Raw genomic sequence first — 26,773 nt, forward strand, 5'->3', positions numbered from 1 at the left:
GACGTGGGTCAGGGGGCTCAGCGGCTCAACGGCCGACGGGGGAGCGGTGACGAGTAGACGACGCTCGTGGTGACCGACCCCAGTGCGCTGATCCGGCCGGACACCTCCTCCAGATGCCGCATGGAACGGGCCGCGACCTTGATGACGAAGCAGTCGTCCCCTGTCACGTGGTGCGCCTCGAGGATCTCGGGAGTGACCGCCACCAGGTCGTGGAACGGCTTGTAGTTGCCGTTCGGATACCTCAGGCGCACGAAGGCCAGGATCGGGAACCCCAGCCGCTCGGGTTCGACGACCGCCGTGTACCCCTGGATGATCCCCGCCTCCTCCATCCGCCGCACCCGCTCGGTCACCGCGCTCGCGGACATGGAGACGGCACGGGCCAACTCCGCGTACCCGGCCCGCCCGTTGCGCTGGAGGGCGTCGAGTACCAGCCAGTCGGTGGCGTCCGGGGAATCCGTGGTCATCCGGAAGAAATAACAGGGAATCCCCGGCGCAGACAAGAGATGAACCGGTGGATTCCTCTTCTGCGACGCGCTCGCCGACCGTAGATTCGCGGTCAGGAGAGCCACCGAGGAAAGGCCGGACCATGAGCGCCACCACCACGAGCCCCGTCCTGCGCATCGCCCCGCCGACCCCCGCCGAGACCGCCGCGTACTTCCGCGCGAGCCTCGCCTTCCACGCCGACGTCTCCGACGTCGCCGGCGCCCTCGCGGCCGACGGCGACCCGGGGTTCGTCCTCGTGGACACCCGTTCCACCGAGTCCTGGGACCAGGGCCACATCCCCGGCGCCGTCCACCTGCCCACCGCGCTCGTCCCCGAACGGGCCGGCCGACTCCTCGACCGGGCCGTGCCGGTGGTGACGTACTGCTGGGGTCCCGGCTGCAACGGCGCGTCCCGCGCCGCCCTGGCACTGGCCGAACTCGGCTACCAGGTCAAGGAGATGCTCGGCGGCTTCGAGTACTGGGTGCGCGAGGGCTTCGCGTACGAGACCCGGCAGGGTACCGCGCGCCGCTCCGCCGACCCCTTGACCGCCCCGGTGGACGCGGCCGACTGCGGCTGCTGACGGGCGTGTAGGTTCTGCCGCATGGTGCGATACGCGGAGCCGGGTGCGGTGGAATGGGTGGAGTCGGGCGGCGGTCCGCTCATAGCGGTCCCGGAGACGGTCCTGCCGTTCTGGACCGGTGCCGACGGCGGGGACGCCGCATCCGACTACGACCGGGCGTGCGAGGTCGACGGCCACGTCGGGCTCCTCCCGGTCGGCGACCGCACCGCCCTCGTCCTCGGCGACGAACCCGCCTCCACCGCCTATCTCGCCGCTCACGGGACCTTCGTCCGCTGGTGCGCCGCGAACTCCGAGGAGGAGGCGCTGGCCGGCGTCGCCGCCGCTCTCGACACGGCCGACTGGGAGCCGGAGGTGTCCTGGCACGTGCCCGGGCCGGTGCTCCTCTTCGACGCGGCCTGGCCCGGCGCCGCCTGCGACCGGGCGGATCACGTGCGGGTCGCCCTCGACCCCGGCCGGTACGCGGTGCGGGCGGCGGAGGTCCGCCCCGGGCCGGAGACCTGGCTGAACGTCGTACAACTGCGGCGCCTAGCCGACCGGTAGCCGAGGCAGCCGACCGCGCGCCGGATACCGCCGCGGGGATATTGCCGTGCGTACCGGTGGTGCGCCGCCCATCATGGGTGCCCATGCCACGACTTCCGCACCCCACCCCCGAAGAGCTGCGCCGCGACCCCCTGCCCCTGCGCGGCCGCACCGCCCTCGTCACCGGAGCCAGCCGACGCGGCGGCATCGGCCACGCCGTGGCCCGGCGGCTCGCCGCCTACGGGGCCGGTGTCTACCTGCACCACCACGTCCCGCACGACGCCGCCATGCCCTGGGGCGCCGACCGGACGGAGGACGTCATCGCCTCCGTGCGCGCCGCGCTCGGCGACCCGGACGCCACCGTGGTGGCGGGCCCCGGCGACCTCACCGACCCCGTCGCACCGGGCGAACTCCTCGCCACGGCCGCCGAAGCGCTCGGCGGGCGGCTGGACGTCCTGGTCGCCAACCACGCCCTCAGCGGCTCTGACGGCACCCTCGACGCGATCGACGCCGCCATGCTCGACGCCCACTGGCAGGTCGACACCCGCTCGGTGCTGCTGCTCGTCCAGGCCTTCGCCCGGCACCGCGCCGCGCTGCCGCCCCGCACGCCCGGCGGACGCGTCGTGATGATGACCTCCGGCCAGGACATCGAGTCAGGCATGCCCGGCGAGGTCGCCTACGCGCTGCAGAAGGGAGCGCTCGCCTCCATCACGCGGACCCTGTCGACGACCCTCGCCGAGCACGCGGTGACCGTGAACGCGGTCAACCCCGGGCCGGTGGACACCGACTACATGACCGGTGAGGACTACGACGCCATCGCCGCCCGCTTCCCCGCCGGGCGGTGGGGCATGCCCGACGACCCGGCCCGCCTCGTCGCGTGGCTCGCCACGGACGAGGCGGAGTGGGTCACCGGTCAGGTCGTCGACTCGGAGGGCGGTTTCCGGCGGTGAGCGACCCGTCTCAAAGCCGCGACAGCTCGTCCACCAGGTCGTCCAGCCCCAGCGACCCCTGGGACAGCGCCGCCATGTGCCAGGCCTTCGGGTCGAAGGCGTCACCGTGCCGCTTGCGGGCGTTCTCCCGGCCCAGCAGCCACGCCCGCTCGCCGAGCTTGTAGCCGATCGCCTGGCCGGGGATCGTCAGGTACCGGGTCAGTTCGCTCTCCACGAAGTCCGCCGGACGGCTGCTGTGCGCGCCGAAGAACTCCTGCGCCAGCTCCGGCGTCCACCGCTCACCCGGGTGGAACGGCGAGTCCGCCGGGATCTCCAGCTCCAGGTGCATGCCGATGTCCACGATGACCCGGGCGGCCCGCATCATCTGCGCGTCCAGGTAACCGAGCCGCTGCTCCGCGTCCGTGAGGAAGCCCAGCTCGTCCATCAGCCGCTCCGCGTACAGCGCCCAGCCCTCGGCGTTGGCGCTGACCATGCCGACCGAGGCCTGGTAGCGGGACAGGTCCTCGGCGACGTGCGTCCACTGGGCGAGCTGGAGGTGGTGACCGGGGACGCCCTCGTGGTACCAGGTCGAGACCAGGTCGTAGACCGGGAAGCGGGTCTGTCCCATCGTCGGCAGCCAGGTGCGGCCGGGGCGGGAGAAGTCCTCCGACGGCTGCGTGTAGTACGGGGCCGCCGCGCTGCCGGGCGGGGCGATCCGCGACTCCACCTTCCGCACCCGCTCGGCGAGTTCGAAGTGGGTGCCGTCCAGCGCGTCGATCGCCTGGTCCATCAGGCCCTGCAGCCAGTCGCGGACCTCGTCGACGCCCTCGATGTGCTTGCCGTGCTCGTCCAGGTGCGCCAGCGCCACCCAGGGCGTCTCGGCGCCCGGAAGGATCTTCTCGGCCTCCTGCTTCATCTCGGCGAGCAGGCGGTGGTACTCCGACCAGCCGTACGCGTACGCCTCGTCCAGGTCCAGGTCCGTGCCGTTGTAGTAGCGCGACCAGCGGGCGTAGCGCTCGCGGCCCACCGTGTCCGGGGCGCCCTCGATGGCCGGCGCGTACACGTCGCGCATCCAGTCCCGCAGCTCGACCACGGCGGCGGTCGCCTCCCGGGCCGCCTCGTCCAGCTCCGCGCGCAGCGCGTCGGGGCCGGCGGACGCGAAGTCCTCGAACCAGCCCCGGCCCTCACCCGTGTCCGCCCACTCGCCGAGCTGCTCGACGAAAGTGGCGGTCGGACGCGGAGACGCGTACAGCTTGCGCTCCAGGCCCAGGGCCAGGGACTCGCGGTAGCCCCCGAGCGCCGCCGGCACCGCGCGCAGCCGCTCGGCGATCCGCGCCCAGTCCTCGTCCGTCCGCGTCGGCGTCACCGTGAAGACCTCGCGCACCGAATGCGCGACGGTGCCCAGGTTGCCGACCGAACGCAGGCCCTCCTCCGCCTCGTGCACGGCGAGTTCGGCGGTCAGCCGCTCGCGCAGCAGCCGGGCGCAGCGCCGCTCCACGTCGCTGTCCCCGCCGGGCCGGCGCTCCGCCTCGTCCAGCCGGGCGAGCGTGGCCCGTGCCAGCTCCGCGAGGGCCTCCTGACCCGCGGGGGAGAGGTCGGGCAGGCGGCTGGAACACTCCTCCACGCCGAGGAACGTACCGGTGACCGGGTCGAGGGCGATGAGCTCGTCGACGTAGGCGTCGGCGACCTCGCGGGGCAGCGGGCTCTTGGTCTCTGACATGCGGACATCCTCATACGGATACCGGTGCCGCGTCAGCCCGCTCTGCCCGGTCACCGCGGTGGGGGGCCGGATTTCGCTCAGGGCGTGGTGGCGGGCGCGGCGGGCGGCAGCAGGGGGCCGCACTCCCACTGCTGGAAGATCAGCCGCGTCTCGACGCGGGCCACCTCGCGCCGGGAGGTGAACTCGTCCAGGACCAGCCGCTGCAGATCCGTCATGTCCGCGACCGCTACGTGGACCAGGTAGTCGTCCGGGCCGGTGAGGTGGAAGACGGTGCGCGACTCCGGAAGCGCCCGGATCCGTTCCACGAACGGTCCGACCAGCTCGCGCCGGTGCGGGCGCACCTGTACCGACAGCAGCGCCTGGAGCCCGCGCCCCAGCCTGGCCGGGTCGAGTTCCAGTCGGTGCCCGAGGATCACCCCCGCCCGCCGCAGCCGGGCCACCCGGTCCAGGCAGGTCGACGGGGCGACCCCGACCTGGGCGGCGAGATCGCGGTAGGTGGTCCGGGCGTCGTTCTGCAGCAGCCGCAGCAGATGCAGATCCACCGGGTCCAGTACGACAGATTCCGCCATCGGCCGAACGTAACACGGCCCGTGAACCCTGTGACCCGTTCGGTGTTCACTCTTCGGTTCATGGACTCCGCGAGCACGCACCCGTCACCGTCCGACGACGTACGCTCCACCGCATCCACGGGCAGGGCACTGGCCACCGAGGCCGTGCACGCCGGTCGCGACGATCTCGCGGCCCTGGGACTGCACGCCCCGCCCATCGACCTGTCCACGACCTATCCGTCTTACGACAGCCGCGGCGAGGCCGCCCGCATCGACGCGTTCGCCACCACCGGCGCCGACCCGGCCGGCCCGCCGGTCTACGGCCGCCTCGGCAACCCGACCGTCGCCCGCTTCGAGACGGCGCTGGCCCGGCTGGAGGGCACTCAGGCCGCGGTCGCCTTCGCCAGTGGCATGGCCGCGCTGAGCGCCGTGCTGCTGGTGAGGGCCTCGATGGGGCTGCGGCACGTCGTCGCCGTGCGGCCCCTGTACGGCTGCAGCGACCACCTGCTGACCGCCGGGCTGCTCGGGTCCGAGGTCACCTGGACCGACCCGGCGGGCATCGCGGACGCCTTGCGCCCGGACACCGGCCTGGTGCTCGTGGAGTCGCCGGCCAATCCCACGCTGGCCGAGGTCGACCTGCGGGCCGTCGCCCACGCCTGTGGATCGGTGCCGCTGCTCGTGGACAACACCTTCGCCACCCCCGTACTCCAGCGGCCGGCCGAGTACGGCGCACGGCTGGTGCTGCACAGCGCCACCAAGTACCTCGGCGGGCACGGGGACGTGCTGGCCGGTGTGGTGGCCTGCGACGAGGAACTCGCGGGCCGGCTGCGGCAGGTCCGTTTCGCCACCGGCGGCGTACTGCACCCGCTCGCCGGCTACCTGCTGCTGCGCGGACTGTCCACCCTGCCCGTGCGGGTGCGGGCCGCCTCCGCGAACGCCGCCGCGCTCGTCGAGCGTCTCGCCGCCGATCCGCGCGTGGCCCGCGTGCACTATCCGCGCATCGGTGGCGCGATGGTCTCCTTCGAGGTCCACGGCGACCCGCACGAGGTCATCGGCCGCGTCCGCCTCATCACCCCCGCCGTCAGCCTCGGCAGCGTCGACACGCTCATCCAGCACCCGGCTTCCATCAGCCACCGCATCGTGGACGCCGACGACCGCCGGGACGCCGGGGTCGGCGACCGGTTGCTGCGGCTGTCGGTCGGCCTGGAGGACGTCGACGACCTCTGGGCCGACCTGGACCAGGCCCTCGGGGAGCGGGCCGCCGAGGCGGTCCCGCTGCGGGAGGCGCTGGCGCGGGCCGACTGAGGGGGCCGGCTCAGTCCTTGCCGATCCGCTCTCCGCGCGGCGGCCGCGCCGCGGCCCGGGCCGCCGGGTCCAGGCGTGCCGTGATGACCAGGGTCCCCTCCTCGATCTGGTAGTCGAGGGGGAGGCCCAGGCCGCGCATCGCGGCGACCATGCCGGTGTTCGAGGCCTGCGTCACCGCGTACACGTGCTCGCAGTCCGTCTCGGCCGCCATGTCCACGAGCCGACCGAGGAGTTCGCCACCGATGCCCCGGTGCTGCCAGGCGTCCTCGACCAGCAGCGCGACCTCCGTCTCGTCGCCGTCCCACAGCAGGTGACCGAGCCCGACGATCCGTCCCGACGCCGTCTGCGCGGCGAGGGTACGGCCGAAACGCGGGCTGAGCAGGTGGTTGAGATACCGGTCGGCGTCCCCGACCGGGCCGTGGTAGCGCATCCCGAGCGTCCGAGCGGAGCACCGCTCGTGCATCGCCCTCGCCGCCGCGACGTCACGCGTGTCGGCCCGGCGGACGGTGATGTCGCTTCCCTCGGGCAACGTCAGCACGTCCCGGCCGCGCGGGATGCGCGGACCGAGCCGGGCGTCCAGCTCGACCAGTGCCCGCGCCCGGGCGAACTCGGCCGGGGTGAAGGGCAGGTACGGCCGCTCCACACTGATCAGCCCGCCCTCCGGGGCCCGCAGCCGCAGCACGGTGTCCTCCAGCGAACCTTCCGGCGGTACGTCTTCGGCCGCACCTCCGCCGACCGTCGCGGGCAGCGACCGGATGGTGCAGCGGCCGAGCAACTGCCGCAGTATCAGCGGCAGTTCCGCCGCGTCCTGGGCCGTGCGGGCGGCCAGACCGAGCACTCGGGTCGGCGCGTCCACCAGGTCGTGGGCATCCGCCCGCTCGGTCCACGTGTCGGCACCGCCCGCCGCCGACACCACGCCCGCCAGCTCCGCCGCCGTCAGCCCGCTTGGGGCGCGGAGCAGGAACTCGTCCACCGTGCCTTCGGTCAACGGGTGCGTCTGCAGGCTGAGGATGTCGACCCGCCGGTCGGCGAGGGCCGCGCACAGCACGGCCAGCGAGCCGGGCGTGTCGCGCACCGTCGTCCGCATCCGCCACAGCGCGCTCTCCGCGATGTCGGAACCGGCACCGGCACTGGAACCGGCGTCGGTGCCGGTCGCGGCGCCGGCCTCGACGATGTCGGTACTGTTCCCGGGCGCCGCTGAGGACGGCGGCCGGGCGCCGGTATCGTCCGTCGGCGGGGCGTGCCCGTGGCGGCGTGACCACCATGCGTGGAAGCCCGCCGTGGTGATCAGGGCGGCCACCGAGGCCAGCACCATGACGGGCACCGCGGGGCCGTGCTCGACAAGGCGGGCAACGGCGTTCGTCACATCAGACATGTCTCGAGCCATGCGGCCACTGTGAAGGAACGGTGTTGCGTGATCACGAACCCTCTGTGTCCGATGAGTAAAGAAGGCTTCCCGGACTTTCGTTGCATTTTCTGGCGGTTGGCGTCAGGCGGCGGCCACCTCCCCCGTCAGCGCGCTTCGCAGCCGCCTGGCCTGGGACACCGGCCGGGACGCGCCGCGCCGGTTCGCCGCCTCCGCCAGGTGCGGCAGGTCGCCCCGGGCCCTCGTCCGTTCGGCGCACTCGGCCGCCACGGTCAGCAGACCGCCGAGTCCGCGGGTCGAGTCCGGCCGGGCGTCAGTTTGCCCGTCACCACCGGATCCAGCGAGGCGGGCAACTGCGGCTGGTAGTACCGGGCGGCGGCCACGTCGGCCACCGCCAGCAGTGCCGCGGACGCCTGCTGAGGGAACGTCAGAAGCCCCGTGATCGGCCCGACGTCGCCGAAACGGCCTCGCCCTCCGAGGGGTTGGGAGGCGCGGACCGCATGGGAACGCGGGCCGCGCACCGGGGGATGACGCCGGCGCGCGGCACACTCGACAGGCTACGGGACTACTGGCCGACCCGGCCCGGCTGGAGCACCTTCGTGAACAGCACCGTGCCGTCCTGCTCGCGCAGCCGCACCGTCATCTCGGCGCTGTCACCGTCGATGTCGACCTCGCCGAAGAACTGGTAACCGCCGGCGGGGGAGACGTTCGAGGCGGTCGGCGCTTTCACGAACACCCGCTCCGGGCCGAAGGTGCCGTCCAGGGCGCTGGCCGGGAAGGCTCCCGCGTTGAGGGGCCCCGACACGAACTCCCAGAACGGCTCGAAGTCGGTGAAGGCGGCGCGGGAGGGCTGGTAGTGCTGGGCGGACGTGTGGTGCACGTCGGCCGTCAGCCACACCGTGCCGGTGATACGCCGGTGCTTGACGAACCGCAGCAGCTCGGCGATCTGCAGCTCGCGTCCGAGCGGCGCACCGGGGTCGCCCTGCGCGATCGCCTCGATGTTCGCCTTCCCCTCGCCGCCGTCGGGCACGACCAGGCCGATCGGCATGTCGGCGGCGATGACCTTCCACACCGCACGCGACCGCGACAGCTCACGCTTGAGCCACTCCAACTGCTCGCGGCCCAGGATTCCCTGTGGGTCCACCGTCTCGTCGCCCGGGGAGTTGGCGTTGCGGTACGTGCGCATGTCGAGCACGAACACGTCCAGCAGCGGGCCCTGCCGCAGCACCCGGTGCACGCGGCCCTCCCGCGCGCCGGGGCGCAGGGTGGAGATCGGGAAGTACTCGGCGAACGCGCGCCGGGCCCGGGCGGCCAGGACGTCCACGCTCTTCTCCGTGTAGCGGCTGTCGGTCTCCGCGATGGTCTGCCCCGGGTACCAGTTGTTGCGTACCTCGTGGTCGTCCCACTGGATGATCGACGGCACCTGGGCGTTGAAGCGCCGCAGGTTCTCGTCGAGCAGGTTGTAGCGGAAGTTGCCGCGGAACTCGGCGAGGGTCTCGGCGACCTTGGACTTCTCCTCGGTGGTGATGTTCCGCCAGGTGCTGCCGTCGGGCAGCTCGGCCGTCGCGGCGATGGGGCCGTCGGCGTAGATGTTGTCGCCGCTGCACAGGAAGAAGTCCGGGTCCAGGGCGCCCATGGCGTCGTAGATGCGGTAGCCGCCGAGGTCCGGGTTGATGCCCCAGCCCTGGCCCGCCAGGTCGCCGGACCACACGAAGCGCACCGACTCGCGCCGGCGGACCGGCACCGTGCGGAAGGTGCCGGGCACCGGTTCGCCGGTGCGGCGCGGGTCGTCCGGGTCGGCGAGCAGCACGCGGTAGTGGATCTGCTCGCCGGGCGGCAGGCCGCGCAGCCGGGTCGTGCCGGTGAAGTCCGTGTCCGCCCCCAGCAGCGGGCCGTGCCATCTGCGCGGTTCGCGGAACGACTCGGTGGCGGACGTCTCGACGATCATCCGGGCCGGCCGGTCGGAGCGTACCCACACCAGACCCGAGTGGGACGTCACGTCCCCCGTCTGCACGCCCCAGCCCGCACCCGGCCGTCCGGAACGCGCGAACGCCGGCGCGGAGCCGAGGGCGGTGGGCAGGGTCAGGGCCGCCGACGCGGCGAGGGAGCCGCGCAGCACGCTGCGGCGACCGGGCAACGGACGGTGTGACATGGATACGCCTCCAGGGACGGGATCCGGCCAGTGTGGGGCCAGGTGTGCAGAGCCAGGCCTACTGGTGCGGCGCGGCGACCACGGAAACTCCGCGTGAACAACCGGCCGCCCGCGCGTGTGTGCGTGGCCCCGGTGGTCGCCGACGGCACCCCCGTGGACGACGGCCGCTCTCGCGCGTGCGCGATGGCACTCACCGCGCGGTGCAACCGGCTGCCCGCGCGCATGTGTGGCACCCGGTGAGCCCGGTCACACGGCCTTCGCCATCCTCTCCACCCCGGCCCGGATCCGTCCCGGCGTCAGATGCGCGTACCCCAGCACCAGGCGCACCATCCTCTTGGCCCCCTCCGCACCGCTCGCCCCGTGCCCGTACTGGGCCAGCGAACGCACCGCGACGCCGGCCTCCGCCACGCGCGCGAGGAATCGCTCCTCGGGGCCGTACCGCTCGGGGAGCGTGGCGATGGCGTGGAGCCCCGCGGCGATGCCGGAGACGCGTGAGCCGGGGAAGTGCTCCGCCAGGGCGGCGACCAGCACGTCGCGCCGCTCCCGATAGGCACGTTGGCACAGGCGTAGCTGGCGGTCGTACTCGCCGCGCTCCACGAAGCGGGCCAAGAGCGCCTGGTCGAGGGCCGGATGCCCGAGGTCGGTGGTGCGTTTGCGTTCGACGACGTCGTCGGCCAGCCACTCCGGCACCAGCAGCCAGCCCAGCCGCAGCCCCGGGGCGAGGGACTTGCTGACCGAACCCGTATAGGCGACGCGTTCGGGATCGAGCCCCTGGAGCGCGCCCACGGGAGCCCGGTCGTAACGGAAGTCGCCGTCGTAGTCGTCCTCCAGCACCAGACCGTCCACGGACCGGGCCCAGTCCAGCAGTGCGGCGCGCCGCCGCGCGGAGTAGGCGATGCCGGTGGGGAACTGGTGGGCCGGCGTCGTCACGACGGCCCGGACGCCCGATGCGTGCAGCGGGCCGAGGGCGAGTCCCTCGTCGTCGAGGGGCAACGGCACGGTGGCGACGCCGGCCGACGCGTACAGGGCGTCGTGCTGCGGGCTGCCGGGGGACTCGACGCCGGCGGTGCGCACCCCGCGCGCGTGGAGCACGCTCGCGAGCAGCGCCGTCGCCTGCGCCACGCCGGAGACGACCACGAGCCGCTCCGGGTCCGCCACCACGCCCCGGCGCCGGGTCAGCAGCTCGGCCAGCGCGGTCCGCAGCCGGGGGAGCCCGCGCGGGTCCGGGTAGCCGAGGGCCTCGTGCGGCAGTTCCGCCAGCACGCTCCGCTGCGCGGCGCCCCAGGCCGAGCGGGGGAACAGCGACAGGTCCGGTGTCCCCGGCACGAAGCCGGCACGGTCGCTTCCGGAGCGGGGGGCGAGATCACGCGCGCGGGGGCGTGCGGCCCGTACCGCGTCACCGACCCAGGTGCCCGCACCCCGCCCGCTGCGCAGGTACCCCTCGGCCGTCAGCTGCTCGTACGCCTCCGTGATCAGGCCCCGCGACACCCCGAGGTCGGCCGCGAGGTCGCGGCTCGACGGCAGGCGGGTGCCCGGCGCGAGCCTGCCCGAGCGGACCGCCTCCCGCAGCGCGGCCTGCAGGGCCCGGCCGCGCGTACGTGCCGGTGCCGAAGCGGCGGGCAGCAGCAACTCCCATGCCGCGGTGCCGTCCACCGCGGTGACGGTGGTGGCGCCGGAACCGGTGGCGTCGCCGGTGTGAGCGGCGGAGCCCGGACGGCCGTCCGGACCGGTCGGTACTGGCGTCATGAAAGCGGTCCCCCGGGCATCGCTCTTCGCGAACGCCGCCACTCTACGAGGGGTCGGCCCCGAGAGGGCGCGGCCCCGGTGCGTGGACCGGGGTGACCGACGAGGCGCTCGCCGCCCGGGCGCGGCTGCCGTCGAGGAGGACGCGGGCGACCAGCGCCGGGTCGTCGTTCATCGGGACGTGGCCGCAGCCGGGCAGCCGGACCAGCCGGGCCCGCGGAATGATGTGCTTGGCCCGGATGCCCTGCCGGGGCAGGAGCAGCAGGTCCCGGTTGCCCCACGCCACGGTGACGGGGACACCGGGGAGGTCGTCGGTGAACTGGACCGTCCGTCCGGCCCGCAAGGTCTCGGCGAAGCCCTCCGCGTGCGCGAGCGCGAGCGTCTCGGCGATCACGGCCTCGGGGGAGCGCCGGGCGGGGCGGGCGTAGATCGTGCTGGTCAGCGCGGTGCGGCCGACCGCCGTGCGGGACAGGCGCTCGACCAGAGGGAGGGGCAGGCTCCGGGCGGCGCGGCGCATTCCCGTCAGCACCCCGAAGGCGTAGCGCCGCTCGGCCTGGTTCCAGAAGCCGCCCGGGGACAGGGCCGTCACCGACCGCACCAGAGCCTCTCGGCCCATCTCCAGGGCCAGCAGGCCGCCCAGCGAGTTGCCCGCCGCGTGCGGCCGGTCCAGTCCCAGCGCCGCGCAGAACGCAGCGAGCACCGCGGTGGTCGTCCGCAGGTCGTGCGGCAGTGACGGCGGCAGCGCGGACGACTCCCCGAACCCCGGCAGGTCCACGGCTATCACGTCCCGTTCGGTCGCGAGGATGTCGATCACCGGGTCCCAGGCCCGCCGGTGGTGACCTATCCCGTGGAGCAGGAGCAGCGGTTCACCGCTGCCCACGCGCGCGTAGGAGAGGGTGATGTCCTGCGGACCGTACTCGGTGGGGGCCGTGAAGGAGAGTGTTGCGGACATGAGGCTCCTTGTCGGGAACGCGAGTGCGATGACGGTGTTGCGTAGACAGCCTGCCAGCAATAGTTACCGACGGGTAGCCCCCGTGCGGGCGTTCTGCGGAGGGCGCCGGGTGTGGGCGATTCCGCCTGGACACCGCCGCACCCGTCCGCTGGGATGGACCCGTGACCACCGAAACCGCGACCGACATCTTCGAAGAGCACCGTCCCGTTCTCGTGGGAGTCGCCTACCGCATGCTGGGCCGCATGGCCGACGCGGAGGACGTTGTCCAGGAGGCGTGGTTCCGCTGGTCCGGCGCCGACCGGTCCGCCGTCCGGGAACCGCGCGGCTACCTGGTGCGGACCACCACCCGCCTCGCCATCGACCGGCTGCGGCAGATCAAGTCGCGCGGCGAGACGTACGTCGGACCGTGGCTGCCCGAGCCCTACGCCACGGACTTCGGCGACGCCGTCCCGGACACCGCCGAGCGCGCCGTCCTCGCCGACTCCGTGTCCCTCGCCGTCCTCGTGGTGCTGGAGTCGCTGTCCCCGTTGGAGCGGGCGGTGTTCGTCCTCCGAGAGGCCTTCGGCTACCCGTACGCCGAGATCGCGGCCGTGCTGGAACGCGGGGAGGCCGCGGTCCGCCAGCTCGCCGGGCGGGCCCGCAAGCACGTCGACGAACGGCGGCCCCGCTACGACGTCGACCCGGCGCAGTGCCGGGACCTCACCGAGCGCTTCCTCGCCGCCGCCACCGACGGCGACCTCGAAGGGCTGTTGGCGATGCTCGCGCCGGACGTCCGGCTGGTCGGCGACAGCGGAGGCAAGTCCAGGGCGCCGCTGCGCGTGCTGCACAGCGCCGACAAGGTGGGCCGCTTCCTGCTCGGTGTCGCGCGGAAGGGGATACCCGACCCCTCCTTCCGCTTCCCGGAACTCAACGGCGGCCCGGCCCTGCTGGTCCTGTCCGGGGGCAAGCCGGACTTCGTCCTCCAGTTGGACGTCGCCGACGGCCGCGTGCAGTCGATCTACATCGTGCGCAACCCCGACAAGCTGCACCACTTGACCGGTATCGCATAGCGCCCGGGTCCGCGGCAGACCCCGGACCCACCCGCCCCGCCGGCCCCGCAAGGCATGGAGCCCCCGTCCCGCGACGGGGGCTCTCGCCGTCCAGTCACCGGATTGGTCTTGACCAAGGGTGTGGGCCGCTTTATCGTCGCAGAGAACTGCAACAACCTTTAATAAACAAGGGCGTCAAAACGCCGCCGGACCAGAGCGATTGCGGAGGACAGGGTGGGGACCACGCAGTTGGAATCGGTGCCGGAACCGAAGTACTGGCACCTCAGGACCGTACTGAGCGAGGCCTTGGACTCGGAGTTCTCGGTGGGCGAGATCCTGCCCAACGAGCGGGACCTCGCCGCCCGCTTCGGCGTTGCCCGCGCGACGCTCCGTCAGGCCCTGGAGCAGCTCGAACTGGAAGGCCGCCTCCAGCGCCGTCGCGGCGTCGGCACGACCGTCGCCCCGCCGCGCGTCGGCGTGGCCGTGGGCACCGCGCAGCACACCTGGCCGGGGGCGGCCGACGACGCGTGGGAACCCACCGACTGCGAGCTCGCGGCGCCGCCCGCGGCGGTCGCCGGCGCCCTGGGCACCGCCCGGGACGAGCCGGTGCACACCGTCCGCCGCTCCCGCGTGACGCACGGCCGGCCCGTCGCCGCCGAACTGCTCTACGTCCCGCCGTCCTCGGTGCCCGACCTCACCGCCATCGACACGCCCTCCGGCACGGCACGCGCGCGTGCCGTGCTGCGCGAACTCCAGCGCGGCGAACTGGAGCGCAGGGACAGCGCCGTGGAGCTGGGATCGGTCGGCGCCGAGGACGCCAAGGAGCTGGACCGCCTCCCAGGAGCGCCCGTCCTCGTCGTCACCACCCGTTACCTGGCGCAGGGCCGCACCGCGGCGCTCTCCGTCGCCACCTACCGCGCGGACACCTGCCGGCTGACCTTCGGGGACTCCGGCGACGTGGAGATCCACCACGGCCCCCAGAGCCGCGCCTCCTGACTCTCCCCAGCCGGCGCCCGGCAGGTCAGCGGCGTGCCGTCGCGCCCTCCACAGCGAACAACTGCTCCTCCACGTGGTCGAGGGCCAGCCGCAGCGCGCCCGTCGCCACGGCTGCCTCGCCGAGGAGCGAGAGGGCGACCTTCGGCGGGCGCAGGCAGTATCGGGCCAGCTCACGGCGGAGCGGCCCCAGCACGCCGTCCAGCCCGGCCGCCCAGCCGCCGACGACGACGAGCTCCGGGTCGAGGGCCAGCACCAGCGCCGCCACGTCGTGCACCAGCCGCTGGATGAAGCGCTCGACGGCCGCGCGGGCCCGCTGGTCGCCGGCACGGGCCTCGGCGAAGACCTTGGCGACCGCCTGCTCGTCCAGCGGATGCAGCGGCTGGTCCGTGGTGGACAGCAGCGTCTCCGGCGTCACGTCCCGGCCCAGCAGATGCAGCGCGCCGATCTCGCCCGCGGCTCCTCCGTACCCACGGTGCAGCCGGCCGCCGATCAGCGAACCGGCCCCCGGGCTGAGACCGGCCAGCACGAAGACGACGTCGTCGGACTCCGTGGCGGCGCCCTTCCAGTGCTCGGCGACCGCCGCCGCGTTCGCGTCGTTCTCCACCAGCACCGGACACTTGAAGGAACGGCTCAGCCGCTCGCCGAGGCGCAGCCCCGTCCACTGCGGCAGCGCGGTGCTCAGCCGCACCGTGCCGTCCGCCTCGACGATCCCGGGCGAGGCGGCGCCCACGGCCCTCAGCGAGCCACGCGCGACCCCGCCCCGGCGCAGCAGTTCGGCGACCGCGGTACGCAGTCGTTCCAGCCGCTCGTCGGCCGGGGCGCTCTCGTCGACGTCCTTGGCCTGGGCGCCGATCACCCGGCCGTCCAGGTCGGACAGGAGCGCGGCCACGCGGTGCGGACCGATCTCCAGACCCAGCAGGTGTCCGGCCTCCGCCCGGAACCGGAACCGCCGCGCGGGCCGTCCCTGCCTACGGGCCGTGCCCTCGTCGGCGGCCGCCTCGACGACCAGACCCGCCTCTATCAGCCCCTCGACGACGCCCTCGACGGTGGGCCGGGACAGTCCCGTCACCCGGGTGATCTCGGTCAGCGTCGCGCAGTCCGTGGCCCGCAACGCGTGCAGCACGACAGCGGAGTTGATTCTCCGCAGCAGCGACGGATCCCCACCGGTCAGCCCGCCCAACGTCCGTCCTCCCAGCTCGTGCGCGTGTTGGGCGGATCGTACTCGGCCCGCTCCGCCCCGGCGAGTGCCGGTCCGCCCGGACCCCACCGGCCCGGACGCCTCACCCGGGTGCCACGAACCCCGACTCGTACGCCGTGATCACCGCCTGTGTGCGGTCCCGCGCCCCCAGCTTCCCCAGTACCGCGCTCACGTGCGACTTCACCGTCTCGGTGCCGACGACCAGCCGGGCGGCGATCTCCGCGTTCGACAGCCCGCGCGCCATCAGCCGCAGCACCTCGCTCTCCCGCTCGGTCAGCCGCGCCCGCTCCAACCGCGCGCGGGCCGCGCGGTTCCCCCCGCCGTCGCCGTACTCGGCGGCGAGCTGCCGCACCGACGCCGGGAACAGCAGGGACTCGCCCTCGGCGATCAGCCGCACCGCGTGCACGATCTCGGCCGGCCGGGCCCGCTTCAGCAGGAACCCGTCGGCGCCGGCGCGCAGTGCCTCGTACACGTACTCGTCGTTCGCGAAGGTCGTCACCACGAGGATCTTCGGCGGGTCGGTCATCGTCCGCAGCAGTGTCCGCGTGGTCTCGATCCCGTCCAGCAGCGGCATCCGTACGTCCATGGCGACCACGTCCGGCCGCACCTGCCGCACCAGTGGAATCACCGTCGCTCCGTCGGCCGCCTCACCGACCACCTCGATGTCCGGCTGTGCCTCCAGAACCGCCCGCAGACCCGCGCGTACGAGGGGTTCGTCGTCGACTAGGAGCACTCTGACCGGCATCCGGTCAGCGTAGATCAGCGCGGCGGCAGCTCGACGCGCACCTCCCAGTCACCGGCGCCGTCGGGGCCGGTGTGCGCCCGGCCGCCCAGCAGTGCGGCCCGCTCGCGTATGCCGCGCAGTCCGCTGCCGCGGCCGGGGGCGGCTCTGCCGTCCGGCAGCGGATTGCGCACCTCCAGGGTGAGCGCGCCGTCCGCCACCTCGACGCGCACCCGGGTCGGCACGGCGCCCGCGTGCCGGAGCACGTTGGTCAACGCCTCCTGCAGAATGCGGTAGCCCTCGCGCGACACCGGGCCCGGCAGGCTCTCCAGCGCACCGGTGACCTCTGCGTCGACCTTGGCGCCGGAGGCGCGGGCGGACTCCAGAAGCCGGTCGGCGTCCGCGAGTGTCGGCCGGGCGCTCACGGGCCGCTCCGCCTCCCGCAGGACGCCGAGCACACGCTCGAGATCCTCGAGAGCCGCCCGGCCGGTCTCCTCGATCGCGGTCAGTGCGCGGTCGGTGAACTCGGGACTGTTGGCCGCGCGGGCGGCTCCCGCTTGGACGACGGCGACGGTCAGCGCGTGGCCGATGGAGTCGTGCAGCTCGCGGGCGATGCGGTTGCGCTCCAGGAGCTGTTCGGTGCGTTCCTCCAGGGCGCTGAGCCGTTCGGCGGCGGAGGGGCCGAGCAGCGCCCGGGCCCCTGCCGTCGCCAGGAGCCCGAGGCCGACCACGGCGCCGTACAGGGCGAGGAGGGGCAGCGGAGCGAGGAGCGCGTACGCCCAGTGCGACGCGGCGTCCTTGAGGAGCGGGATGTCGTCGATCCGGTGCCCCATGGAGAGCCGGACCAGCTCCACGGAGACGATCGGCAACCAGACACAGGCACCTGCGGTCAACAGGCCCAGCACTAGGCGGCCTTGCAGCCACACCACCGTGCGCAGCCGGTCCCGCCAGTTCGCCGAGGGGGCCATGGAGAAGCCGTCGTCCGGCTGACCGGGCGTGAGGAGCCACCGTGCCTGCACGCCCTCGCCGGTCCGCACCGCCGGAATGAGACCGACCGGGATCATCAGGGCCGCCGGCACCCACATGTTGGTGTCGTCGACGAGTGCCCACACGCTCACGATCAGCATGGGCACCCACAGGTACAGCAGCCGTGTGTAGGTAGCTCCTCGCTGGAGCGGGCGGAGAAGGCGGACCATTGCCTCATTGTGCCAGGCGCCACTGACAGCGGCCCTCCCCCGCACGGGGGAGACTATCTCCACCGCCGGGGGAGGCCCGCCCCCGTACGGCCCGCCACGCTGGTGCCATGACCAGCATCGACGTGCAGAACCTCACCAAGGAGTACGGCACCCGACGAGCCGTCGACGACCTCACCTTCACCGTCCGCCCTGGCCGCGTCACGGGCTTTCTGGGTCCCAACGGCGCCGGGAAGTCCACCACCATGCGGCTGGTCCTGGGTCTGGACCGGCCGACCTCCGGCACGGCGGCCGTCGGCGGACGCCCTTACTCCGTCCTCCACGAGCCGCTGCGTCACGTCGGTGCCCTGCTCGACGCTCGCGCCGCCCACGGCGCGCGCACCGCCCGGGACCACCTGCGCGTCCTGGCGGCGAGCAACCGCATTCCCGCGCGCCGGGTCGACGAGGTGCTGGAGGAGACCGGGATCGCCTCCGTGGCACGCCGCCGGGTGAGGACGTACTCACTGGGGATGCGCCAGCGGCTCGGGATCGCCGCGGCGCTGCTGGGCGACCCCGAGGTGGTGATGCTGGACGAGCCCAGCAACGGACTGGACCCGGAGGGCATCATCTGGATCCGCGAACTGCTGCGCCGGCTCGCGGCGGAGGGACGCACCGTCCTCGTCTCCAGCCACCTGATGAACGAGACCGCGTCCTTCGCCGACCACCTGGTCGTCCTCGGCCGGGGCCGGCTGCTCGCCGACACGCCGATGCGGGAGTTCATCGACGCGCGCGTGCAGCCGAGTGTCCGCATCCGGACCTCGGACGCGACCGCGCTCAAGGCCGCTCTCGCCCGGCACGGGCACGACGCGGTGGAAGGCGACGACGGGTACTGGACCGTGCCGCACGCACGCGTGGACGACATCGGCCGCGCCGTGTCCGCGGCCGGCGTCCCGATCCTCGAACTGAGTTCGGCGGAGGGCACCTTGGAACAGGCCTACCTCGACCTGACGGCCGCAGAAGCCGAATTCACCGCTCCGTACCAGGAGGCCTGACCATGCACTTCGCACCCGTACTCCGCTCCGAGGCACTCAAGGTCCTCACCCTGCGCTCGCTGTGCGGCACGCTGCTGGCCGTGTTCGCGGTCACCACCGCCTTCTCCGCGCTGGCAGGAGTCTCCGACGCCTCGGACGCCGACTACGACCCGCTGTTCACGGCCCTCTCCGGCGTCATGCCCGGTCAGATCGCCGCCATCGCGTTCGGCGCCGTGGTCGTGTCGTCCGAGTACCAGGGCAACGGAATCCGCCTCTCCCTGGCCGCCGTTCCGCAGCGCGGTCGGTGGTTCGCGGCGAAACTGGCCGTCATCGCCGGGTCGGCCCTCGTCGTCGGCCTGCTGACCTCGTTCGCCGCCCTCCTCGCGGCCCGGGCGGGCCTCGGCGCGGCGGCGGAGGGGCTCACCGCGGGCGAGCAGGCGCGCGGCGTGGTGGGCTGCGGGATCTACTTCATGCTGATGGCCCTGCTCGCGGCCGGCCTGACCACCCTGTTCCGCAGCGGCGTGGCCACTCTGTCCACCCTGATCCCGTTCATCCTCGTCATCGCATTCGTGATCGGGGACGCGGCGGGCGGTGTCACCGAGTTCCTGCCGGACCAGGCCGGGCAGGTGGTGATCCATCAGACGCACGACGGAACGCTGGGCCCCTGGACGGGACTGGCGGTGACGGCCGGTTGGTCGATGGCCGCCCTCCTAGTCGGCGCCTGGCGGCTGCGCGGCCGGGACGCCTGACCCCACGCGGTCCTCTGACGCCCCGCCAATTGTCAGTGGTGGCCGGTTTACTGGGCGGCATGGACATCGCGCGGCACATCGCCCTCATCGACGAGCTGTGCTTCCGGCCCTTCCCGGCGGAGCACGGCCCGTCGGACGGGGGCACGGCGGGGCCCGGGCACTTCGTGGCGGTGCTGGAGAGCAGCCACGGCCTGCGCGACGGCGACCGGGGGGAGCGGACGCTGACCGTGGAGCAGTACGAGAAGTACCGCGACGCCCTCCACGAGCGCCTCGCCCCGCGCTGGGGGGAGACGGAACCTTGGAATCTCCAGACGGTCCTCCTGCGGACCGAACGGGAGGAGATACCCGAGCCGTGGGCCACCCTCAGCGCCCGCGCGCGCCTGGCCCACCTGTGGGAGGCGGAGGGGACCGGCCGCTGGGTCGCGGTCGCCGTCGCCGACCGGGACGAGACGGACGAGGTGCAGTTGCTGGCCGTCGTCACCCAGGAAGCGCCACCGTGAACGCCCGCTACGCGTCCGCATCCGCCGCGGCCCGCAGCCGCGCGAACTCCTCCGCCATCGTCCGCGCGGTCCAGTGGGCGTTCAGTCCGCTCGGATTGGGCAGTACCCACACGCGCGTGTCCCCGATCGTCCGCTCCTGCGGACCCACCTGGGCCTTCCGGTCGTCGAACGCGGCGCGGTACGCGGTGACACCGACGACGGCCAGCCAGCGGGGACGCAGCATCGCCACCTTCAGTGCCAGCAGCCGCCCGCCCTCCCGGTACTCCTCGGCGGTCAGCTCGTCCGCCCGTGCACTGGCCCGCGCGACGACGTTCGTGATCCCGAGCCCGTACGACAGCAGCTCGCCCTGCTCCGACGGCTCGAGCAGCCGCGGGGTGAAACCGGACAGGTGCAGCACCGGCCAGAAGCGGTTGCCGGGGCGGGCGAAGTGGTGGCCGGTCGCCGCCGTCATCAGGCCGGGGTTGATGCCGCAGAACAGCACGCGCAGGCCGTCCGCGACGACGTCCGGTACGAGACGGTCGCGGGCGGCCTCCAGCTCAGCCGGGGTGAAGCGCGTCAGAGGATCGCTCCGGGGGTGTAGCCCGCGGCCTCCGGGCGCTGCTTGACGATCTCCTCGACCCGGCCGACGACGACACCGACCTGGTCGGCCGCCGCGCCGGTGAACGACAGCTTGTCGGCCATCAGCGCCTCAAGCCCGGCACGGTCCAGCGGGATGCGCTCGTCGGCGGCCAGCTTGTCGAGGAGTTCGTTGCGCTCGGCACCCTGCTCACGCATCGCCAGCGCGGAGGCCACGGCGTTCTCCTTGATCGCCTCGTGCGCGACCTCGCGGCCGACACCCGCCCGCACCGCGCCCATCAGCACCTTGGTGGTGGCGAGGAACGGCAGGTAGCGGTCCAGCTCCCGGGCCACGACGGCCGGGAAGGCCCCGAACTCGTCCAGCACGGTCAGGAACGTCTCCAGCAGCCCGTCCAGGGCGAAGAAGGCGTCGGGGAGGGCCACCCGGCGCACCACCGAGCAGGACACGTCGCCCTCGTTCCACTGGTCGCCCGCCAGCTCGCCGGTCATCGACGCGTAGCCGCGCAGGATCACCATCAGGCCGTTGACGCGCTCGCAGGAGCGGGTGTTCATCTTGTGCGGCATCGCCGAGGAGCCGACCTGGCCGGGCTTGAAGCCCTCGGTGACCAGCTCGTGCCCGGCCATCAGCCGGATCGTCTTCGCCATCGACGACGGCGCCGCCGCCAGCTGCACCAGCGTGGTGACGACCTCGTAGTCCAGGGAGCGCGGGTAGACCTGGCCGACCGAGGTGAAGGCCTCGGAGAAGCCCAGGTGCCCGGCGATCCGCCGCTCCAGCTCGGCGAGCTTGCCCGCGTCGCCGCCGAGCAGGTCCAGCATGTCCTGGGCGGTGCCGACCGGGCCCTTGACGCCGCGCAGCGGGTAGCGGCCCAGCAGCTCCTCGACCCGGCCGTACGCGACCAGCAGTTCGTCGGCGGCGGTGGCGAACCGCTTGCCCAGCGTCGTGGCCTGCGCGGCGACGTTGTGGGAACGCCCGGCCATGACCAGCTCGGCGTACTCGCCGGCCAGCTTGCCGAGCCGGGCCAGGACGGCCACCGAGCGGTCGCGGATCAGCTCCAGCGACAGCCGGATCTGGAGCTGCTCGACGTTCTCCGTCAAATCCCGGGAGGTCATGCCCTTGTGGACGTGCTCGTGCCCGGCGAGGTCGTTGAACTCCTCGATCCGCGCCTTCACGTCGTGCCGGGTGACCTTCTCGCGCTCGGCGATCGAGGCGAGGTCGACCTGGTCGAGGACGCGTTCGTAGTCGGCGATCGCGGTGTCGGGCACCTCGATGCCGAGGTCCTTCTGGGCCCGCAGCACGGAGAGCCAGAGCTGCCGCTCCAGCTTCACCTTCTGCTCGGGCGACCAGAGCGTGGCGAGCTCGGCGGAGGCGTAGCGTCCGGCGAGGACGTTCGGGATGCGGGGCTTGGCGGGAGCGGAAGTCACGTGTACGGATTCTACTGGCGATTCCTGCAGGCCAGCGCCATGGGGTTCCTCGTCGGAACCTACGAAGGCGGCGTGCCCCGGACGATCATGGCGTCAGTTCCCCGTAAGGCAGCAGCTCCGGACGCTTCGGCGGGCGCCCGTCCCCGGACGACCGGCCCGTCAGCCTGCGGCCGATCCAGGGCAGCAGGTGCTGCCGGGCGAACCGGACGTCCGCGGTCCGGCGCATGACCCAGCCGGGCGGCGGCGTGGGCGGGACGGGCGCGTGCCACTCGGGGTCCTCCGGCTCGTAGCCGAGTGACTGCCACACGGCCTCCGCGACCCGGCGGTGCCCCTCGACGGTCAGGTGCAACCGGTCCACGTCCCACAGCCGCGGGTCGGCCAGCGACTGTGCGCCGTAGAGGTCGACGACGACGGCGCCGTGCTGCCGGGCCAGGTCGTCGATGATCGCGAACAGCGCCTCCATGCGCGGTCGGAACCGCTCCAGTACCGGACCCTGGCGGCCCGGGCTGCGCATCAGCACCAGCTGCTTGCAGTTCGGGGCGAGCCGTTCCACGGCCTGCGTCAGCAGATCCCGCACCCGGGCCATGTCGCACTTGGGACGCAGGGTGTCGTTGAGGCCGCCGACCAGCGTGATCACGTCGGCGCCCATGGCCGCCGCGACGTCGACCTGTTCGTCGACGATCTGCCCGATCAGCTTGCCGCGCACGGCGAGGTTCGCGTACCGGAAGCCGGGGCAGCGGGCTGCCATCCGCGCGGCGAGGAGGTCGGCCCAGCCCCGGTAGGAGCCGTCGGGCAGCCGGTCCGACATGCCCTCGGTGAAGGAGTCACCGACGGCGACGAGACTGGTGTGGGTGGGGTTCGTCTGCATGGCGGCAGAAATGGTAGCCCCACGCACATACCCGACGGTCGGTCACCCTCCCGGTCGACCGGTACCCCGCCGCCTTGGAACGGCTGGCAACCGCCGCCTCGGAACCGCCGGCCCTCCGTCGCCTCGGAACCGCCGGTCCCGCCCTGGACGGGCGGCGGTCGTCGCCGTCCGAACGGCCGGTCCCGCCGTGCGCCCGTCCCACCGGATCACGTCCGCTGCCCGAACAGCTCCCTCAGCACGTCCTCCATGGTCACCAGCCCCGCCAGCCGCCCGTCGGACCCGAGGACGGCCGCCAGATGGGTGCGGCTGCGGCGCATCGCGGTGAGCACGTCGTCGAGCGGGGTGCTCTCCCGCACCCGCGCGATGGGCCGCATGTCCCGCAGCCGGAACGGCAGGTCCCGCGGCGAGGCGTCCAGGGCGTCCTTCACGTGCAGATACCCGACGATGCGCCGCCCGTCGTCCACGACGGGGAAGCGGGAGAACCCGGACTGCGCCGACAGCCGCTCCAACTGCTCCGGAGTGATGCCCACGCGCGCGTGGACGACGTGTTCCAGCGGCAGGACCACGTCCCGCACCGGCCGCCGGCCCAGTTCCAGCGCGTCGTGCAGCCGCTCCTGGGCCCGGATGTCGATCAGCCCGGCCTCACTGGCGTCCTTGACGATCTCGGCCAGCTCCGCGTCCGTGAAGGTCGCCGAGACCTCGTTCCTCGCCTCCACCCTGAGCAGCTTGAGCAGTACGTTCGCGAAGGCGTTGACCGTGAAGATCACGGGGCGCAGCGCTCGCGACACTGCCACCAGCGGGGGCCCGAGCAGCAGCGCGCTGCGCACCGGCTCGGCCAGGGCGATGTTCTTCGGGACCATCTCGCCGAGCAGCATGTGCAAGTACGTCGCCAGCGCGAGGGCGATCACGAACGACACCGCGTGCCCCGCGCCGGACGGCACGCCCACCGCGTGGAACACCGGCTCCAGCAGGTGCGCGATGGCCGGCTCGGCGACCACGCCGAGGACCAGCGTGCACAGGGTGATGCCGAGCTGGGCCGCCGCCATCAGCGCCGACACGTGCTCCAGGCCCCACAGCACGCTCTTCGCCCGCCGGTCGCCCTCCTCGGCGTACGGTTCCACCTGGCTGCGGCGCACCGAGATCAGCGCGAACTCGGCACCCACGAAGAACGCGTTGACGACGAGCGTCGCCAGGCCGATCAGGAGCTGTACCGCGGTCACCGCCCCGTCCCCCCTTCGTCGTCGGTACGCTCGTCGTCGAGCGGCGCGTGCAGCAGCACCCGGGCCGCCCTGCGTCCCGTGGCGTCCACGACGTCCAGTCGCCAGCCCGCGACCTCCAGGACGTCGCCGACGGCGGGGATGCGCCCCAGCCCGGCCGCGACCAGCCCGGCGACCGTCTCGTACGGTCCCTCGGGCGCCCTGAGACCCAGACGCGCGAGCCGGTCCACGCGTGCCGCGCCGTCGGCCCAGTACAGCGCGTGGCCCTGCTCATCGGTACCGGCCGCATCCAGTTCGGGAGTCTCGTGCGGATCGTGCTCGTCCCGCACCTCGCCGACGACCTCCTCGACGATGTCCTCCAGCGTCGCCACGCCCGCCGTCCCCCCGTACTCGTCGATCACGACGGCCATCGTGCGCAGCCCGGAGAGCCGGTCCAGCAGCCGGTCGACGGTCAGCGACTCCGGGACCAGCAGCGGTTCCCGCATCAGCTCGGCGACCGGCATCCCCGCCCGCCGCTCGGCGGGCACCGCCAGTACGTCCTTGACATGCGCGGTTCCCACCACGGCGTCGAGCGTGTCCCGGTACACGGGAAACCGGGACAGGCCGGTCGCCCGCGTCGCGTTCGCCACGTCCTCGCAGGTGGCCCGGGCGTCGAGGGCGATGACCTGGACGCGCGGGGTCATCACGTTCTGCGCGGTCAGGTCGGCCAGGTTCAGCGTCCGTACGAACAACTCGGCGGTGTCGGCCTCCAGGGCCCCTTCCTTGGCCGAGTGCCGGGCGAGAGCCGCCAGTTCCCGCGGCCCGCGGGCGGACGCCAGCTCCTCGGCGGGTTCGACGCCGAATCGGCGCACGAGCCGGTTGGCCGTGTTGTTCAGGTGGGTGATGAAGGGCCGGAAGGCTGCGCTGAACCAGCGCTGCGGACCGCCCACCCGCCTGGCGACGGCCAGCGGCGAGGAGATCGCCCAGTTCTTGGGCACCAGCTCGCCGACGATCATCAGGAAGACCGTCGACAGCGCCGTGCCCAGCACCAGCGCCAGCGAGGAAGCGGCCGAACCCGACATCCCCGCGCTCTCCAGCGGGCCCGAGATCAGCGCCGCTACCGAGGGCTCGGCCAGCATGCCGACCACCAGGTTGGTGACCGTGATGCCGAGCTGCGCCCCCGAGAGCTGGAACGTCAGGTTCCGTACGGCCTTCAGCGCGCTCGTCGCGCCGCGCTCGCCCCGCTGAGCGGCCCGTTCCAGTTCTCCGCGCTCGACGGTGGTCAGCGAGAATTCAGCCGCGACGAAGGCGCCGCACGCGAGCGAGAGCAGGACCGCCACCAGCAGCAGGAGCACTTCGGTCATCGGGTCACCTCGGATCCATGATCGGCCAGAACGCGGAGGTGCGCGCGGTGTCGTGCGCAGGTGGAGGCACCGAGGGAGGCGTCGGCGCGGACGCCGAGGGGCCGGCGCCGGGGCCGGCGCCCGGGAATCGTCGATGGAGGCTCTCTCATGCGCCGGTTGGTCACAGCCTTTCAGTCGGTGAGGGGCTTCACCCAGCGTCGCCACTGTTCCTCGGGCGCGTACCCGGCGGCCCGCCAGGCATGCTGTGCCCGCTCGTTGCGCAGCAGCACCATCGCGTCCCCGCGGCGCCCGCCGAGCCGTACGAACCGTTCCTCCGCGGCGGTCAGCAGGGCCGATGCGATGCCCTGTCGCCGGTGGTCAGGATGCACGGCCAGCCGGTACAGGTGGCAGCGCCAGCCGTCGAAGCCGGCGATCACCGTGCCCACCAGGTCCCCGCCCCGCTCGGCGAGGATCAGCGACTCGGGGTCCCGGGCGACGAGCCGCTCCACGCCCTCCCGGTCGTCGCTGATGCTCGTGCCCTCGGCGGCCGTCTTCCAGAAGGCCAGTACGGAGTCCAGGTCCTCGGGCCCGGCGGCCCGTATGCGCAGATCGGTCATGCCGCGATCCCACCACGAGCGGTGCGCGCCGATCCGCCAATTCCGGCATGCGGACTGCCGGGACCATGGGGGCCGTCAGGTCCGCTGGAACCGTGCGGCCCTCAGGCGTCGCGCAGCGCCCGCATCACCGGAGCGAAAGCCTCCATGTACGGCTCCAGCACGGTCAGGTACGTGAACCCGTAGCGCTCGCGCTGTGCCCGCACCTGCGCGGTGATCTGCTCCAGGGGCCCGGCCAGGACGATGGGCAGTTCCAGCAGCCGGTCCACGGTCAGGTGCGGCACGTACTCCTGGAGGGGGCGGACGGCGGTTTCACGGTCCTCGGACACGACAACCATCTGGATGAGCAGGTTCAGCTCCGCCGGTTCCTCGCGGTCCGCCGCGAACTTCCGGTACCGGGCGACGCGCTCGTCGAGCTCCTCGGCGGTGATGGGCGCCAGCTGTCCCGTCGTGCTGCCCCGCACCGTACGCCCGCCCGTGAACGCCGCGATGTCGGCGTGCCGGGCCGTCAGCTCCAGCATCCGGTCGCCATTGCCGCCGATCAGCAGCGGTACCCCGGACTTCTGCGCCGGGCGCGGCAGGTACTCGTCGTCGCCGAGCAGCCGCTCCAGCTCCTCGACGGTCCGCCGCAGATGGGCGACCCGCTCGCCCGGCGAGCCGAACGGCAGCCCCGCCGCGTCGTGCTCCGCCTGTACGTAGCCGGTGCCCAGCCCCAGTTCAAGGCGTCCGCCCGTCAAGGCGTCCGTCGTGGCCACCTCCCGCGCCAGCAGGGCTGGGTTCCAGAAGCCGGCGTTGAGTACGAAGGTCCCCAGCCGGGGGCGCTCGGTGGCCCGGGCCGCGGCGACCAGCGCCGGGAACGGCGCCACCATGCCGAGGTGGTCCGGGACCTGGATGACGTCGTACCCGAGCTCCTCGGCCCGCCGGCACTTCGCGTTCCACTCGTCGGCCGATGCGGAGATCGTCAGGTTGACGCCGAAGCGGTAGGAGTGCGACATGAACTCTCCTGTCACGTACGTGAATTCCGGTCACCGGCAGTCAATCACCCAGGTGCTTCGGCCGCCG

The 26,773-nt window shown here is 73.2% G+C and carries 27 protein-coding genes; 9 read left to right on the forward strand and 18 right to left on the reverse strand.

Translation table 11 applies throughout. From position 1 onward, the window contains the following. Positions 1-17: 17 nt before the first annotated feature. Positions 18-464 carry an Lrp/AsnC family transcriptional regulator gene (locus tag IE142_RS15200; protein ID WP_191886259.1) on the reverse strand — a complete coding sequence of 149 codons (447 nt, stop codon included), beginning with the start codon at positions 462-464 and terminating at the stop codon, positions 18-20. A 122-nt stretch (positions 465-586) separates the two neighbouring features. Here IE142_RS15200 and IE142_RS15205 point away from each other — a divergent pair, with 122 nt between their 5' ends. The 3 genes from IE142_RS15205 (at position 587) to IE142_RS15215 (ending at position 2,532) form a co-directional block, all read left to right on the forward strand. Next, positions 587-1,063: a rhodanese-like domain-containing protein gene (locus IE142_RS15205; RefSeq protein ID WP_191886260.1), complete on the forward strand. Its 477-nt coding sequence runs from the start codon at positions 587-589 to the stop codon at positions 1,061-1,063. A 21-nt stretch (positions 1,064-1,084) separates the two neighbouring features. Further along, positions 1,085-1,603 carry an immunity 21 family protein gene (locus tag IE142_RS15210; protein ID WP_191886261.1) on the forward strand — a complete coding sequence of 173 codons (519 nt, stop codon included), beginning with the start codon at positions 1,085-1,087 and terminating at the stop codon, positions 1,601-1,603. 83 nt (positions 1,604-1,686) lie between these two features. After that, the gene (locus IE142_RS15215) at positions 1,687-2,532 is read left to right on the forward strand and encodes an SDR family oxidoreductase (protein WP_191886262.1); all 846 of its coding nucleotides are present in this window, start codon (positions 1,687-1,689) and stop codon (positions 2,530-2,532) included. Positions 2,533-2,542: 10 nt separating this feature from the next. Here the strand turns inward: IE142_RS15215 and IE142_RS15220 are convergent, their stop codons facing one another. Then, positions 2,543-4,231 (reverse strand): DUF885 domain-containing protein, encoded by a 1,689-nt coding sequence (locus IE142_RS15220; RefSeq protein WP_191886263.1) that lies wholly within the window; start codon positions 4,229-4,231, stop codon positions 2,543-2,545. Between the two features lie 77 nt (positions 4,232-4,308). Beyond that, a complete protein-coding gene (locus IE142_RS15225; protein WP_191886264.1) occupies positions 4,309-4,800 on the reverse strand; it encodes an Lrp/AsnC family transcriptional regulator in 492 nt (163 codons plus the stop codon). A gap of 60 nt (positions 4,801-4,860) precedes the next feature. Here IE142_RS15225 and IE142_RS15230 point away from each other — a divergent pair, with 60 nt between their 5' ends. After that, positions 4,861-6,084, forward strand: a complete 1,224-nt coding sequence (locus IE142_RS15230) for a trans-sulfuration enzyme family protein (protein ID WP_191886265.1) — start codon at positions 4,861-4,863, stop codon at positions 6,082-6,084. Between the two features lie 10 nt (positions 6,085-6,094). Here IE142_RS15230 and IE142_RS15235 read toward each other — a convergent pair whose 3' ends face one another. The 5 genes from IE142_RS15235 to IE142_RS15255 form a co-directional block, all read right to left on the reverse strand. Next, on the reverse strand, positions 6,095-7,459 hold the full coding sequence (locus IE142_RS15235; protein ID WP_191886266.1) for a GNAT family N-acetyltransferase: 1,365 nt from the start codon (positions 7,457-7,459) through the stop codon (positions 6,095-6,097). A gap of 114 nt (positions 7,460-7,573) precedes the next feature. Beyond that, a complete protein-coding gene (locus IE142_RS15240; RefSeq protein ID WP_191886493.1) occupies positions 7,574-7,720 on the reverse strand; it encodes a hypothetical protein in 147 nt (48 codons plus the stop codon). Between the two features lie 295 nt (positions 7,721-8,015). After that, the gene (locus IE142_RS15245; RefSeq protein ID WP_191886267.1) at positions 8,016-9,602 is read right to left on the reverse strand and encodes an alkaline phosphatase D family protein; all 1,587 of its coding nucleotides are present in this window, start codon (positions 9,600-9,602) and stop codon (positions 8,016-8,018) included. A gap of 246 nt (positions 9,603-9,848) precedes the next feature. Continuing rightward, positions 9,849-11,348, reverse strand: a complete 1,500-nt coding sequence (gene pdxR / locus IE142_RS15250; protein WP_191886268.1) for a MocR-like pyridoxine biosynthesis transcription factor PdxR — start codon at positions 11,346-11,348, stop codon at positions 9,849-9,851. A 43-nt stretch (positions 11,349-11,391) separates the two neighbouring features. Continuing rightward, positions 11,392-12,297, reverse strand: coding sequence for an alpha/beta fold hydrolase (locus IE142_RS15255; RefSeq protein ID WP_191886269.1), 906 nt, complete (start codon positions 12,295-12,297; stop codon positions 11,392-11,394). A gap of 161 nt (positions 12,298-12,458) precedes the next feature. On the opposite strand from IE142_RS15255, the gene IE142_RS15260 reads away from it, so the two are divergent. Both IE142_RS15260 and IE142_RS15265 read left to right on the forward strand, forming a co-directional pair. Then, a complete protein-coding gene (locus tag IE142_RS15260) occupies positions 12,459-13,346 on the forward strand; it encodes an RNA polymerase sigma-70 factor (protein WP_191886270.1) in 888 nt (295 codons plus the stop codon). A gap of 213 nt (positions 13,347-13,559) precedes the next feature. After that, positions 13,560-14,321: a GntR family transcriptional regulator gene (locus tag IE142_RS15265; RefSeq protein WP_191886271.1), complete on the forward strand. Its 762-nt coding sequence runs from the start codon at positions 13,560-13,562 to the stop codon at positions 14,319-14,321. A gap of 25 nt (positions 14,322-14,346) precedes the next feature. On the opposite strand, the gene IE142_RS15270 is transcribed toward IE142_RS15265, so the two are convergent. The 3 genes from IE142_RS15270 to IE142_RS15280 all read right to left on the reverse strand — a co-directional run bounded on the left by IE142_RS15270 (position 14,347) and on the right by IE142_RS15280 (position 17,436). Further along, entirely contained in the window at positions 14,347-15,501 is a 1,155-nt protein-coding gene (locus IE142_RS15270) for an ROK family transcriptional regulator (RefSeq protein ID WP_191886272.1), read from the reverse strand. A 100-nt stretch (positions 15,502-15,601) separates the two neighbouring features. Beyond that, complete coding sequence (locus tag IE142_RS15275; protein WP_191886273.1) at positions 15,602-16,264, reverse strand: response regulator transcription factor; 663 nt, start codon at positions 16,262-16,264, stop codon at positions 15,602-15,604. Positions 16,265-16,278: 14 nt separating this feature from the next. Beyond that, positions 16,279-17,436 (reverse strand): sensor histidine kinase, encoded by a 1,158-nt coding sequence (locus IE142_RS15280; RefSeq protein WP_191886274.1) that lies wholly within the window; start codon positions 17,434-17,436, stop codon positions 16,279-16,281. Between the two features lie 107 nt (positions 17,437-17,543). On the opposite strand from IE142_RS15280, the gene IE142_RS15285 reads away from it, so the two are divergent. Genes IE142_RS15285 through IE142_RS15295 form a run of 3 tightly spaced genes read left to right on the forward strand, consistent with a single transcriptional unit; the run spans position 17,544 to position 19,692 of the window. Further along, positions 17,544-18,464: an ABC transporter ATP-binding protein gene (locus IE142_RS15285; RefSeq protein ID WP_191886275.1), complete on the forward strand. Its 921-nt coding sequence runs from the start codon at positions 17,544-17,546 to the stop codon at positions 18,462-18,464. 2 nt (positions 18,465-18,466) lie between these two features. Further along, positions 18,467-19,192: an ABC transporter permease gene (locus IE142_RS15290; protein WP_191886276.1), complete on the forward strand. Its 726-nt coding sequence runs from the start codon at positions 18,467-18,469 to the stop codon at positions 19,190-19,192. A gap of 59 nt (positions 19,193-19,251) precedes the next feature. Next, on the forward strand, positions 19,252-19,692 hold the full coding sequence (locus tag IE142_RS15295; RefSeq protein ID WP_191886277.1) for a hypothetical protein: 441 nt from the start codon (positions 19,252-19,254) through the stop codon (positions 19,690-19,692). A 7-nt stretch (positions 19,693-19,699) separates the two neighbouring features. On the opposite strand, the gene mug is transcribed toward IE142_RS15295, so the two are convergent. The 7 genes from mug to IE142_RS15330 form a co-directional block, all read right to left on the reverse strand. Then, the gene (gene mug / locus IE142_RS15300) at positions 19,700-20,251 is read right to left on the reverse strand and encodes a G/U mismatch-specific DNA glycosylase (protein ID WP_191886475.1); all 552 of its coding nucleotides are present in this window, start codon (positions 20,249-20,251) and stop codon (positions 19,700-19,702) included. Beyond that, positions 20,248-21,690, reverse strand: coding sequence for an adenylosuccinate lyase (gene purB, locus IE142_RS15305; protein WP_191886278.1), 1,443 nt, complete (start codon positions 21,688-21,690; stop codon positions 20,248-20,250). The genes mug and purB overlap by 4 nt, the downstream gene beginning before the upstream one ends. Positions 21,691-21,775: 85 nt before the next feature. After that, entirely contained in the window at positions 21,776-22,558 is a 783-nt protein-coding gene (locus IE142_RS15310) for an SGNH/GDSL hydrolase family protein (RefSeq protein ID WP_191886279.1), read from the reverse strand. A gap of 206 nt (positions 22,559-22,764) precedes the next feature. Continuing rightward, complete coding sequence (locus tag IE142_RS15315) at positions 22,765-23,778, reverse strand: hemolysin family protein (protein WP_191886280.1); 1,014 nt, start codon at positions 23,776-23,778, stop codon at positions 22,765-22,767. Continuing rightward, positions 23,775-25,118, reverse strand: a complete 1,344-nt coding sequence (locus IE142_RS15320; protein ID WP_191886281.1) for a hemolysin family protein — start codon at positions 25,116-25,118, stop codon at positions 23,775-23,777. Before IE142_RS15320 ends, IE142_RS15315 begins: the two co-directional genes overlap by 4 nt. A 170-nt stretch (positions 25,119-25,288) precedes the next feature. Then, positions 25,289-25,714: a GNAT family N-acetyltransferase gene (locus tag IE142_RS15325; RefSeq protein WP_043375498.1), complete on the reverse strand. Its 426-nt coding sequence runs from the start codon at positions 25,712-25,714 to the stop codon at positions 25,289-25,291. Positions 25,715-25,815: 101 nt separating this feature from the next. Next, entirely contained in the window at positions 25,816-26,706 is an 891-nt protein-coding gene (locus IE142_RS15330; protein WP_191886282.1) for an LLM class F420-dependent oxidoreductase, read from the reverse strand. Positions 26,707-26,773: the final 67 nt, after the last annotated feature.

This window comes from Streptomyces mutabilis (genome assembly GCF_014649815.1).
GTDB classification, from domain to species: domain Bacteria; phylum Actinomycetota; class Actinomycetes; order Streptomycetales; family Streptomycetaceae; genus Streptomyces; species Streptomyces mutabilis.